The sequence below is a fragment of the Motilibacter aurantiacus genome, from assembly GCF_011250645.1.
GTDB classification, from domain to species: domain Bacteria; phylum Actinomycetota; class Actinomycetes; order Motilibacterales; family Motilibacteraceae; genus Motilibacter_A; species Motilibacter_A aurantiacus.
Map to the genome: position 1 here is coordinate 1 of NZ_JAANNO010000025.1, position 12,558 is coordinate 12,558.

8 protein-coding genes are annotated in these 12,558 nt (G+C 67.1%); 4 read left to right on the top strand and 4 right to left on the bottom strand.

Annotated elements, in window-relative coordinates; genetic code table 11:
* Nucleotides 1-563: 563 nt before the first annotated feature.
* From G9H72_RS20520 to G9H72_RS20530, 3 genes are all read left to right on the top strand, one after another.
* Nucleotides 564-1,304, top strand: a complete 741-nt coding sequence (locus tag G9H72_RS20520) for a hypothetical protein (RefSeq protein ID WP_166174684.1) — start codon at nt 564-566, stop codon at nt 1,302-1,304.
* 759 nt (nt 1,305-2,063) lie between these two features.
* A complete protein-coding gene (locus G9H72_RS23285) occupies nt 2,064-2,633 on the top strand; it encodes a DUF4913 domain-containing protein (RefSeq protein WP_166174686.1) in 570 nt (189 codons plus the stop codon).
* 286 nt (nt 2,634-2,919) lie between these two features.
* Nucleotides 2,920-3,255: a hypothetical protein gene (locus G9H72_RS20530; RefSeq protein WP_166174688.1), complete on the top strand. Its 336-nt coding sequence runs from the start codon at nt 2,920-2,922 to the stop codon at nt 3,253-3,255.
* 580 nt (nt 3,256-3,835) lie between these two features.
* Here the strand turns inward: G9H72_RS20530 and G9H72_RS20535 are convergent.
* The gene (locus tag G9H72_RS20535) at nt 3,836-4,156 is read right to left on the bottom strand and encodes a hypothetical protein (RefSeq protein ID WP_166174690.1); all 321 of its coding nucleotides are present in this window, start codon (nt 4,154-4,156) and stop codon (nt 3,836-3,838) included.
* A 218-nt stretch (nt 4,157-4,374) separates the two neighbouring features.
* Here G9H72_RS20535 and G9H72_RS23555 point away from each other — a divergent pair, with 218 nt between their 5' ends.
* Nucleotides 4,375-5,037, top strand: coding sequence for a transposase (locus G9H72_RS23555; RefSeq protein WP_166174692.1), 663 nt, complete (start codon nt 4,375-4,377; stop codon nt 5,035-5,037).
* Nucleotides 5,038-6,555: 1,518 nt separating this feature from the next.
* Here G9H72_RS23555 and G9H72_RS20545 read toward each other — a convergent pair.
* The 3 genes from G9H72_RS20545 to G9H72_RS20555 all read right to left on the bottom strand — a co-directional run bounded on the left by G9H72_RS20545 (nt 6,556) and on the right by G9H72_RS20555 (nt 12,450).
* The gene (locus G9H72_RS20545) at nt 6,556-7,008 is read right to left on the bottom strand and encodes a hypothetical protein (RefSeq protein ID WP_166174694.1); all 453 of its coding nucleotides are present in this window, start codon (nt 7,006-7,008) and stop codon (nt 6,556-6,558) included.
* A 227-nt stretch (nt 7,009-7,235) separates the two neighbouring features.
* Nucleotides 7,236-7,469 (bottom strand): hypothetical protein, encoded by a 234-nt coding sequence (locus G9H72_RS20550; RefSeq protein ID WP_166174682.1) that lies wholly within the window; start codon nt 7,467-7,469, stop codon nt 7,236-7,238.
* A complete protein-coding gene (locus G9H72_RS20555) occupies nt 7,462-12,450 on the bottom strand; it encodes a colicin D domain-containing protein (protein ID WP_166174696.1) in 4,989 nt (1,662 codons plus the stop codon). The genes G9H72_RS20550 and G9H72_RS20555 overlap by 8 nt, the downstream gene beginning before the upstream one ends.
* Nucleotides 12,451-12,558: the final 108 nt, after the last annotated feature.

The following is a 12,558-nucleotide window of genomic DNA, read 5'->3' on the forward strand; positions in this document are numbered from 1 at the left end:
CAGACGCCCTGTCATCGGCAAGAGCGGACGCCTGCCGGCGGTGCCTGAGGACGGGATGGTCGTTGCCGTGGAGGGACGATCGCACCGTCAGGTTTACAGAATGACGCTTACCGGCTCGTTCCGACGCCTTTGAGCGGGTCGCGTCCGGGCGGCGGCTGATGCGGGGGGTATCGGCGGGGAGGGCCTGGGGTGGGTGTTCGTGTCCCATGCGGGGCGGACACGGCAGTCCCACTCGCGGTCTCAATCGCATCCGCAGGACTAGCCATTGTGACGCTCCAGCCGAGCACGGCACGCTATTGCTACACGTTGCGCCCCCGGCGACATGATGAGCGCTGCGCACGCAGCTGCAACATCCGCCTTGCCGTTCTTCTACGGCTTTACGCAGTAGTCAAGGTAATCGGCGCTTGCGAGTGCGCCGGTCAAAGCCTGGGGCTTCCAAGTCATGTCGCGCCGAGCGCGGCTGCTGGTACTCCTTCGCCCCAACGCTGGACAGTCCGCGGGCTAGACGTGCCTCTCGCACCGGGAGGCTAGCTTCCAGACGCCGCCACCTCCACACTGGTCAGGTGCACACGCAGACGTTGCAACCAGCTTCCCCCGGCTCCCTCAACGACGCGGCCTGGCTCACCAGCCTCGTGATGCCGACCCCCTTCATCAACGGCTTATCTATACCTGGGTTTGCAGCCACCGCTCGATTGCTGCACCCGGCCAGCGACGCGAATGGGGTCCCTGCAACGTGGGCTCAAGTAGCCAACCAGACAGGCCGCCCTCTGCATCCGGACAGCACTTGGGACGAGGTATCCGGCACCGTGCACGCCCGCCGCACCGTCCACAGCGATTGGCCTGGTGGGGAGCCCGATCTCGGCGAGCTGGGCGAGAATGGCTGGGACGCGCTGCTGGACCACCTAACGGACTGGGCTGGATCTGACGCTTCATGCGTAGCGGCCATCGATGCAGAGCTGCCCTGGGTGAGCGGGACCGTCGGCTTCTACGGCGACCCTCAGCACGTCGAACCACCGCAAGGGCCAGCTTTTCCTACAGAAGTGCTAAGCACAGCGCCCCGGGTCCAGCTCCTGCGGACTTGCATGCTGATGACCGGCCCATTGACGGCCGTGCGCAGCCTCGGGCGGACCTGGCACTACCGAGATCAGTGCTGGTTTGAACGTCACGGGCCGACCGGTCTCTGGCCGGCCGACCGTTCCTGGCTCGTGCTTACCGATATCGACGCCGATCACACCGTCCTGGCCGGGCCGCTCGAACTCATTGACGCCGTCACCGCCGACAATCGGCTTGAAACTCGGCCGTAGGCATTTTCTGGAGGACGTATAAAAGTCGTGCGATTAGCGAGGAGAGTTCACCCCGGTGGTCGGCCGGACCCGCGTGACGTGTCGTTGTCCTTGCGCTACCGCCTACAGCTAGTGCGGCCACCACACCGGGTCGATCTTCATCAGCCAATCCTTGAGGGCGAACCAGACCGTTGTTGAGGGCCGGCCCCGCAAGCACTACCCCTAAGGGGGCTCTTGGAAGCCTCCACGGTCGATAGCCCTCGCCCGCGGCTCACGGGCGAGGGCCATCTGTCAGACGCGCTCGGGCAGTCTCATCACCCAGCTGGCCGTGGCTTCCGTGAAGTCGCCGTGGTTCTCAACCAACCATGTAGCTTGCACAGCTAGGTGAGTGAAATCTTTGGGTAACGGACTGAGCCGAACCATCGATTGCGCGCCCTGCGATGTCACAAGGCAACTGAAGGCCTGAGCTTGCTCACTGTTGCATTGAGCGTTCCGAGAGCCTCGTTCAATTGGTAGTCCAGCGTCATCAACGCCCTTGAACAGAAACACATCCACCCCTTCGGGGGGTACCGATGAGTTTATGACCAAGCCTGGAACATCGGTTGGAGGTATCTGAGCGAGGCGAGTTGGCGGTTCCATGTCTGGTCCGAGCCCTAGGCCGGACCACCCAGTGGCGCGGACGAGCGTCGCACGGCGCCCATCAGGTAACACCGCAGCTGCCGCGCTTCCGGCCCAGCCGCGCCACGACGACACGGTCGAGCTGGACGGGGCGGTGCGGCCGTGACCGAGGCGGAGGGCTTCGGCGACGTCGCGGAGCTCGGGCCGCCGCCCCCGGCCGATCTGACCGAGGCCGGCCGCCGGATCGTCCAGCTCGAGGCGGCCCTGGAGTACGTGACCGAGCTGCTGGCCGCGAGCGCTGAGGGAGCGGTCCCCGCCCCTGCCGGCAGCGCTGGCGGGGCCGGTGAGGACGAGGAGTGGGAGCCCTACTACGGGTCCTTGGAGGAGTGGGTCACCGACCTGTTCGTCGTCGCGTTCCCGCGGAACGTGGGCCAGCAGCACAAGTGGTGCCCGCAGTGGTGGGACCACGCCGAGGCGATCATGCGCCTGGAGGTCCTGTGGCGCAGCTGGGAGGGCGCCCGGCTCGACCCGGTCAACGGGATGGCGGCCTGGATGGCTCAGCAGCTCGACCATCACCTGCCGATCCTGCTCAGCCCGGACGGGCCGTTCGGGCAGTGCACGTCGGAGCGCCACTTGGCGTACGAGCCGTTGCCGGTGAAGCCGTCGCCTCCCGGCTGGTTCACCGACCCGGACGGCGAGGACGACGCCGAGCCGACCGACCGCGTCGCCTGACGCCCAGGTCCCCAGCAGGGCCCCCACTCGACCGAGTGGGGGCCCTTCGCTGTCACTTGCCAAGTTGGAAAGTTGCTGCTTCACTTTCCACATCGGAAAGACAGACGAGGGGAAGCGATGAGCAACGAGAGCGTGACGCCCGGCGACCACGGCCGGGTCGGCGTGGGACCTGTGGCACGCGACGGTCGACGGCCTGCCCGCGACTCGTCCTGTCGACGAGCTGGCTCGTGAGGTCCGCGCCGAGCTCGAGGGACGGCCTCGGCGCTTCTGGCAGCGCGAGCGGCCCGTGGCCGGCGGCGACGTGCGCCGGGAGGCACTGGCCCGCTACAACGCCCAGCCTCGCGTCCTGGCGCTGCGCGCCGCGTTCGGCGAGGCCGTCGACGTCGCCCGGCCCGACGGCCGGCTGAGCCCGGACGAGGTGCCGCGGGAGGCGTACGTCGAGATCGCCACCCTCGGAGCGTTCTGCGGGACCTCGCTCCTGCGGGACGGGAGCTGGCTCCAGCGGCCGTTCGCCCTCGGCGTCGGCTGGGAGGCCGAGCTGGCGTGGCTCCGGGTGGAGGGCCGATGGGCTGAGGAGGCCAGCCCGGACACGATGGTCAGTGCGGTCGACGTGCACTTCTAAGAGCTGCCGGACGGGGGACGTGCTGTGTAGGACGAGCCGGGCAGGGCCGGCACGGAGCTGGCCCTGCCCGCGACGTCAGCCCTTGCCTAGACGGAACAGGCTCAGGACGCCGACGAAGATGCCCAGCGCCAACCCGACGCTGGGATAGATCACGCCGACAGTGGTGAGCAACCCCGCGACGAGGATGGCCAGCAAAGCCCTCCTTGACGCAAGGGCAGCGAGCAGACGAACGACACGCGCGAGACTGGCTCTCATTTTTCGGCCAGCCTGCCGAGCACGTGTAGCCCCTGGGGCTACGGTTGACACAAGTGCCTCCTTAGTTCTGTCCCAACTGGGCGGCACAAGAACGGCTCCCGGTTGCCGCCGGGGGCCGTTCGCACGTTCGCGGACGGCCACGCTGTTCTTGCTCCGTGTGCGACGCTACGGGCAGGCCGGTCGGCACAGCCCGCGACACGCCGGGCTCAATACCAAACGGGCGACGTGCATGCCTGTACGGTTTCTGTCCAGCTTCCCGGCTGCAGGTCGACACGTTGCGAGTGTCGGCAGCTGGGCTCCGACGTCTCACAGGCGGCCCGCCGGCTCAGTCGAGTGCCCCGCATTGCCCCTGCCGGGCTGCCGGGGCGCGCCCGGCAGCCCGGCACGGCCATCCGAGCAGGAAGGCCATCTCGGCCCGCTCCTCGGCGCCGGCCAACGTGCCCTCGTCGCGAAAGCGGTCGAGCATGAGGCGTCCCCAGATCTCCACCATGTCGGCTGAGAGCGCCTGGGCGGGAAGACCCGCCGCGGTAGCGGGGTCGTCGAACAGGTGCGTGCGCCACGGTTGGACGTGAGCGTCCATCTCCGCCTGCTCGAGCGTCGCCACGGTCAACAGGCCCTCGAGGGACGTGCGCTCGCGCCTCGGCACGCCCGCGCTCTGATCGCTGCTGGCCTGCTGTCGACACCAGGCAGGTGGCTCGGGACGCAGTTCAACCAGCGCTGGGCGACCTGGCCGAGCGTGGGCGCACTGGGAGCGGCACGGCGAAGCGGCGATGGGCGTGACGAGGACCCTGTGGGAGCGTTGACACTTCCCTGAACCGACCGGCTTGGGGACGATGGTCGCTCTGACCGCCCGCGGAGGGGCTGATGAGCGAGAAGCGCAAGTACCGGGTGTTCACCCCGGATCAGAAGGCCGAGATCGTGCTGGCCGGGCTGCGCGGCGACCGGACGGTGCGAGACGTGTGCCGCGAGTACGAGATCGCCGAGACGCTGTACTACCAGTGGCGCGACCGGCTCCTCGAGGGCGGAAAGACCGCCTTGGCAACCCCCAAGACCCCTGGGGTACCGGGCCCGAGCTCTCGCCATGATCTCCGAAGCCGCACAGCGAAGGGCCTACATCACCCTCGCCTCCCAGGGCGGGGTCGAAGCTGGGCCTTCAGGGCCGCCGGAGTCACAACCACGCTGGGCGCAGCCGTTGCCCTCTTGGAATCCCATGGAACAAGTCTCGAGCGTCTAGCGCGCGGGTCCCGGCTACCGCTACCGCAAGTCGCCGACGTTGTGGCAGCCGGAGCGAGAGCCGGTCACGGCTGCAGCTGCCGCCGATTTAAGCCGGCCGCATCGCCTCACGTTCAGGCCGCGGTGCCCTCGTCTGGTCCATCAGTACGCGTGTCCCCGTCGTGCGTGACGACCCGATCTGGCGGCAACCGACGAAGGATCTGCCCCGGTCCTGGGGCGGAGCAGGCAACCGCAGCTGAGGCAGACCGGGCAGCTTGCGAAACCGTCACGCCGCAGAACGAGAGGTCCCCGTAGGAGGTCCTCATGCACTAGCGTCCTGTCTGCTACCGGTTGACATGAGGCGAGAGCCAGACGAAGGGGGAAGCGTGCAGCGCACTGACATCAGCTTGACGGAGTACACAACGAGGCACGGGCGGTCTCGGTTCAACATGCGACGAGCAGTAGCCGTGTCCGCCGCTGTGGGCGCAGTGACCGCAGTGCTTGCGGGCGGACAGCTCCTAAGTGGTCAGGCATCACAGCCCACTTCAGCCGCTGCCCCGGTAGCTACTGCCAGTGCCGCGCCGACGGTCGCGGCCTCTTACGACCCGCTCACCACCGGAGAACGGTTCGATCCCGTAGCCCTGGTTGCAGCGTCCGGACTCGAAGTGCCCAGCGGATGGACAGTGAGCACTGTAATGGTCACGTGCCCCGCCGGCGCTGCGTCTCACGTTGATTGCAGTACAACGGGCGTGCCGGGCATGGTGGCGCAGGGTGTGCCAGCAGCCCGGACGGCGAGCACCGTAGTGCAACAGGCGGCGTGCATTCAGCCGGCTGAGGCGACGGACAAGCTTTGTCGCGAGGGGCGAACGGTTTACATTCCGCGGCTCAGCAAGTAGTCCTGGAGTCAGTTCACGGGTTGACATCACCAGCCCTCGACCTTCTCAACTGCGCACTGCGTACTGGAGATCGCATGAATCGTCGACGTTCATATATAGCTGCAAGCCTGAGCGCCTTCACCTTTCTCGGTTTTGCAGGAGCCCCCTCGGCACTAGGGGCCACTGTCACTCTCCGGTCCAACTGTCAGGGCGGGACCTACGGTCAAGACCTCGCCCAGATCTACTGCTCGTATCCACCAGCCGGCCAAAACTGGCAGTGCTTCCGTGTCTACGCCACCTGGACCGTAACCGCCGGCAACTACGACTGGGAAGGCGGCGGCGATTGGCGTCGCAATGCGGGCGGAACGTGGAGTGGGATCCAGGGATACAACGGAAGCATCACGTTCCGTACCGTAACCGACCAGCAGACAGGGGCTAGCTCCTACTGCTAGTGCGACGTTCTGGCGAACGTCAAGAACTTCGAGGGTGCTTCACCTGCCCCAGCCCCGTTCGACTCTTCTTTTGCGGGGTGCTCGCAGCCGGGCGGCTTCGAGCACCCCGCTTCTCGACGCTCCTGCACCTACGCAGAAATCCCAATGACTTGAGGGTTCCACCAGATCGGGCGTCCCAGTGGCACCAACGCCGTCCGTAATCCCGGGGCGGGGTGTGACCGGCGGTTCTGATTCGATTAGGTGCTAGGAGTCGACACCTCAAGGAAGCGAGGCTACTTGGTCAACTGGGTGGTAGCGCGAAGCCGAGAGCGCAACCTGTTCGACCGGTGGCTCTGGCTCTGGCAGCTCGGTCATCGTCGCTAGTGCCGACGAGTGCACCCGCTTCGGCAAGAGCGGATGTCCGCGCGTGTGCCGTGGCACGAGATCGTCACCAGCATGAAGGGCTACTCGCAGCGGTCAACTAGTTAGGTTTACGTAATATCGGTTATCGGTCATGGGCGTCATGTTCAACAGGGGGTTCCGGGAGGGGCAAGCTCGCTGGTCTGTCCGAGGCTGCACAGCGACCAGCCGGCGGGGAGCTCGACGGCGGCCGTCGGCTGCTGTTCAGCCACGGCACCGAGCGCTACGGCGGGCCCGGCGACTACCCCGGCACCTCCGCCTGGGCCGTCCTGGACCCGCGGACAGGCCGGGCCGTCCCGACCAGGCTCCGACGGCCCTACCCGCTCGCCACCCTCGACGGCGACCGTGGCCTGCTCGGGTTCGAGGTCTGCCAGCTCATCACCGGCACGTGCACCCCATCGACCCTCACCGACGACAAGGGCGTCAACGGCCCGATCTACCGCCAGATCCAGCACCCCGATCAGCGCGCTGCGCACCAGCAGTGGGCTGTCCGGGTGCAGCACCTCGGCGACCGAGTCGATCAACCCGGCATGGCGCGCCTGCTGCGCGGCCTGCAGCACCCGTGGGACCTGCTCCGCTCCGGTGGACTACGCACGCTACGCGTGCAGCACCACCGGGCCGCGGTAGCGGGCAGTGCGCGGTGCGTTCCAGCACCAGTCGGCCGCCATGAGGATCGCCCACGCCTACGGCTGCAGCACTCTCACACCCTTCAGACCGTCGAGGCCCGCCGCGCCAGGTGCCAGCCCCAAGAGCGGTTCGGTCGCCCTGCAGCGTGCGATATGGCGGGTCAGTCGGCTGAATCCCGAACTCGTGACCGAGCTGCCTGCACGAGAGTCCGATAGTCCTCGCGCAGTGAATCGGGCAGCACAGCCTCAAGCAACGCCTCCAGGTCCCAGAGCACCCGCTGCTCGGCCTGATCTTCGAAGCCGACCGGAGCTTCGGCCGCTGACGATCGCGCAAGCCACTCGAGGAGTACAAGCGCTTGATCCCGCGTCAACACGACCTGGATGTCATCAGCCACCGCCGAGGCTCCCGTTCTTGAGTACGTTGCCAAGTTGATCCGAGCTTAAGCGCCAGCCGCTGACGAACTCCCCGTTCCGCGAGATGACGTTCAGCGCCGAAGACGGATCGAGGTAGTGCACCACCGACTCCCCGCGGTACGTCCCGGGTACGACTCTCGTGCTAGGCCTGTTCATGTGCTGGTGCAACGCGGAGCTGAATCTCGCCGCGTTCGATTTGCTGTAATTCCCGGCGACACCGAAGTCCGCAGCGTGCTTGAACTTGGCCTGCAGCTGTCGCGATGACCTCAACAAGACCTGACTGGTCTCAATTCTCGATGTCGCAGCGGTAGCGCCACCCCCTGTGACTGCTGCTTGTGCGAGGACTCCGCCGACGATGCCGCTGTAGTACCAGCCGTCTTTAGTGATGTAGCACTCGGCGCCGGGTGAGAGGACGTTGCGTAGGTCGGAGGTGAGGCCGCCGCTGGCTCCGTCGCCGATGCCGATGAGGGCTGAGCTGACGCCCTGGCCGATGCCGCTTTCGAGGCCGCTCGCGATCACGTCAGCGACGGGGTTGCTGACGGCGGCGTCGATGATGCCGGCGCCGCGACAGCGGCCGTCGCTGCGGCTTCCGGTGAGGCAGAAGAGGCCGAGTGGGTCGGTGCTGAGGAGGGGGTCGCCTTCGGTGTAGCCGTATGGGTTGAGGGTGGTGCCTTCGAGGGGGTCGCGGGTGATGAACTGCGCGGTGACGGGGTCGTAGTAGCGGGCGCGCAGGTAGATCAGCCCTGTGGCGTCGGTGTACTCGCCTGCGTAGCCGAATCGGGTGATCGCTGCCGCCGTGTTGCCGGGGTTGGGGTTGCCGTAGGCGTCGTAACTGGCGCGACCTTCCAGGCTGCCGGCTGCGCTCGTGACGGCGCGGACCGAGCCGTTCAGCTCGCCGTGAAGATAGTGAGCCGTATCGGTCGCGGTGTCTATCTGCTCGAGCGGTGTGGACGACAGCCCGTACACGTACTCGTGATCGGCATCGCTGAGCAGAGTGGGCACGTCGCGGTTGCGGTCCCAAACGTAAATCTCGACCTGCGCGGAGGGCCCGCTGCCCGCTGTCGTGGTGGCCCGTAGCCCGTCCGCCGAGTAGGTGTGGCTGTAGGCGCCGTCCGTGGCGGTGTGGGCGGTGAGCTGGTTGGCCGCGTTGTAGGTGTAGTGGAGCTGGCCGTCCGGCCCCGTGGTGGCGGTTCGGTTGCCGCGCTGGTCGTAGGTGTAGGTGGTGTCGCCGGCTTCGGTGTGTGTCGCGACCAGCTGGCCGCTGGCAGTGAAGTCCTGCGTGCCTGCCGCGGTGCTTGTGAGGTGGCCAGCTGCGCTGGTGGTGTAGGTCGTGTCTGTCGCGGCGGCCGGTGTGCTCGTCGCGCTCGCCAGCTGCCCGAGGGCGTCGTAGCCGTAGGAGCGGGTGGCGGGAGCGGTGCTCGCCTCTCCGGCTTCGGTAGCGGATGCGAGCAGCCCACTGGGGCTGTAGGCGTAGCTGAAGCTGGCGAGGCTGGCCGAGTTCGGGCCGGTGATGGTCAGCGCGGTGGCTTGGCCAGCCGGGTCGTAGACGTAACCGGTGACCACGCCGTTGGGGTGGGTAAGGGACTTGGTGAGGCCGTCCACCGTCCAGGTGTAGGTCGTGATGCGCCCGGAGCCGTCGTTGACCGAGCTGAGCTGGCCGGCGCTGTCGTAGGCGTAGCTCACGACGCGGCCCGAGGGGTAGGTGATAGCTGTCGTCCGCCCGGCGTTGTCGTGCGCATAGCGCACGTTCTGGCCGGGATGGTCCACGGCGGTGAGCTGGCCGTCCGGGTTGTAGACGTAGGAGGTGGTGCCGGTGCCGTCGACCCTGGTGACGAGCTGTCCGGCAGCGTCGTAGCTGAGGCTGACGTCGGGGGTGGTGTCGCTGTAGTCCGTGCTCAGGAGCCGGTTGGCGGCGTCGTAGGCGTTTGTCGTCTGGGCGCCATCTGCCGCCGTAGTGGCCTTGAGGTTGCCGGCCAGGTCATAGGTGAAGGAGGTGCTCCGGCCATCGGCGTCGGTGGAGGCGACGCGCTTGCCGTCTGCGTCGTAGGCGTGGGTGGTGCTGCTACCGGCGCCGTCCGTGTAGGAGAGCTCGTTGCCGGCCGAGTCGTACGCCCACGCCACGGTGGTGCCATCGTTACGGGTCTGGGTGATGACCCTGCCCGCGCGGTCGTACGTGAGCCGCGTGACGCGGCCCTCCGAGTCGGTCACCCGGGTCTGCCGGCCGGCAGCGTCGTACCGGTAGGCCGTCGTCTTGCCGTTGGGGTCGGTGGAGGTGAGGAGCTGCCCGGCCTTGTCGTAGGTCGCGGTCGACGCAGCCCCGCTGGGCAGCTCGGTACGCGTAGCGTTGCCGTCCGCGTCATAGCTGAAGCGGGTGACGCGACCGAGCTCGTCCGTGATCGAGGACTTGCGGCCCAGTGCGTCGTACGCGGTGGTGGTGGTCTCACCGAGCTCGTTGGTCGAGGTGGTGACGTTGCCGTCCCCGTCGTAGGCGTAGCTGATCGCTCCGCCGTCGGGCTGTACGGCGGACGTGAGCTGGCCGGCGAGGTCGAAGTCGTTCTCGGTCACGCGGTCGAGGGCGTCGGTGACCGTCGTGATGTTGCCGTCGGCGTCGTAGGTGGTTGCCGTCGTGTTCCCGAGGGGGTCGGTGACCGTCGTTACGCGGTCAAGTGCGTCGTAGGTGTAGGTCGTGGTGAACCCGGGCGCGCCACCGCTGCCGCGGGGGTCGGTGGAGCTGACCAGCCTGCCGACATGGTCGTAGGTGGCCGTGCTGCGAGCGCCGGTTGGCGTGATCACTGCGGTGCGATGGCCGGCAGCGTCGTACTCGAACCGAGTGCGGTAGGCCTCCGGGTCGGCGCCGTCTACCGCTCCTCGGGGGTCGACGGTCGACGAGATGGTGCCGTTGGCGTTGACAGTAGAGCGGGTCACCTTGCCCGTAGGGTCGGTGACGGAGAGCTGGTTGCCTCGGCTGTCGAAAGTCGCAGTCGAGACCGCCCCGCTCGGGTCGACCGTGCGGATGACGTCGCCGAGTTCGTCGTAGGACCAGGTGGTGGTGCGCCCCAGCGGGTCGGTGGCGCTCACCCGGTTGCTTTGGGCGTCGTAGCCGTAGGAGGTGACGCCACCCCCGGGGGCTGTGGCTCTGGTGATGTTGCCGGCGACGTCGTAGGCGTAGCGCCACGTGGCCTCGGCGCTCGTCCCCGTGCCCTTGGTCTCACTGGCCAGCACGCCGTCCGTGTACCGCTCGACAGTGACTGCGCCGGAGGGGCTGGTCACCGTCACGGTGCCATTGTCGTAGGCGAACGTCGTCGTCCGCCCGAGCGGGTCTGACTGAGAGACGGCGCGCCCAGCCGAGTCGTAAACGGTGGTGACCACACCCCCACTGGGAAGGGTCTTGCTCGTCAGACGATGCGCGCTGTCATACCCGTACGTCGTGTGCTGGCCGAGCGCATCGGCGGCATCGACAAGATGGCCAGCTGCGTCGTACGTGTAGTCGACGTGGCGGCCGGCAGAGTCCGCGACCCGGCTGATCCGGCCTGCCTCCCACGACACCTGCAGATACCGCCCATGCGCGTCGCTCACCCCGTCCAGACGGCCCCGCACGTAGCTCAACGTCAACGCGTTCCCGTTGAGGTCACGCAAGATCAAGAGCCGGCCACTCGCATCGAACGTGAAGACCTGACGCGACCGCCGCGTGAACGTGAGAGAGCCGTCCGAGTTGCGGACCAGCCTGGCGACGACTCGCGGAGGCGCCGAGTAGCTCCCGTCCGCGCGCCGGTCGAAAGCGACCGTGCTGCCGTTCTCCTCACGCACCGTCACAACGTCGGAGTCGGCCAGCGAAGCACCGGTACCAGCCAGGGACATCGCGTAGGAGTGCGTCCACCCCCGTCCCAGCGGCCCGTCATCAGCGCCCGCGCTCGAGGAATACGTCCGCGTCCACGCCAAGGAAGGCCCGACCCCCGTCAGAGACAGGTCCGACACCGACTCGAAGAGCTCACCCGTCGACGTGTTGATCGGGTCACAGTGACAACGCTGCGGCACATTAGTGCTCGGACTACCACCCGCCCGCCGCTCACCCGGAGCCGGCGCCAACACCGGCAGATCATCGATCCGCAGGATCTTGTCCGACTGAATGTCGGCCAAGTGGATGCGTCCTCGCGCTGTCGCCAAGCCTCTGACGTGCCTCATGCCGTACGCGATGTTCAGCAGGCTTCCGTCGGCCTTCGCCATCCTCGCGAGCGGGTACTGCGGCTCTTTGGAGTAATCGAGGGTCCCGTCAGGGTTCTTGGGTCGCACTAATGCGCCCGCGGTGTAGAGGTACGCGCCTGCTGAGGCGATGTAGGCGGGAAGGCTCTCCCCGTTAAGCCAACCAGTTGCGTCGGTCAGTTCTTGAGTGCGGAGGTCGAATCGGCGGATCTGCCGATCACTCGTCCATGGACGCTGGACGAGGAGCCACAGCGCCTCTTCGTCGGCAGCAAGGTCGAGGACGGTGCCGTTGATCGGAGCAGTGAGCTCTTCAATTGCGGCGTTCATCGGGTCGATCTTTAGAAGCCTTCCAGCGCTAGCCGCGTAGAGGAATCCGCCAGGACCAACCGTGAGGCCGGTCATCTCCCGGAAAGCAACCTCAAAGTTGAGCGCTGGAATGGTCGATGTGGCTCCGCTCGCGAGGTCCACGCGGCGAAGTACCACCCTAGGGGTGGCTTCAATTGCCGAGGCGTTCGACGCGGAATACTCGAGCGTGTACAGGTAGTGCCCGTCCGTCGTAAGCTCAAGAATGCCGCAGAACTGAACCTCTGCCGCGACGGCGGAGTCCTTGATGAAACAGGGGCGGCTCTGTGGCCGCTGCCCTACGAGCACCGAGGTCTCGCCCGTGGACGCCTGCACTCTGGAGATTGCGTAGGTCGTCGCCACGTACATGGCGTCCTTGACAGTGACGAGGGCACTTGGGTTCTCGAAGCCCGCAGTCATCGCTGTTCCTGGGGAGGACTCCTCGACTCCGGAGCCGGCGAAGACGGTAGGAAGGCCTGGTCCTTGCGCGAGGGTGGTGGTGGCTTCGGGCTGCTGGGCGGCGGGCAG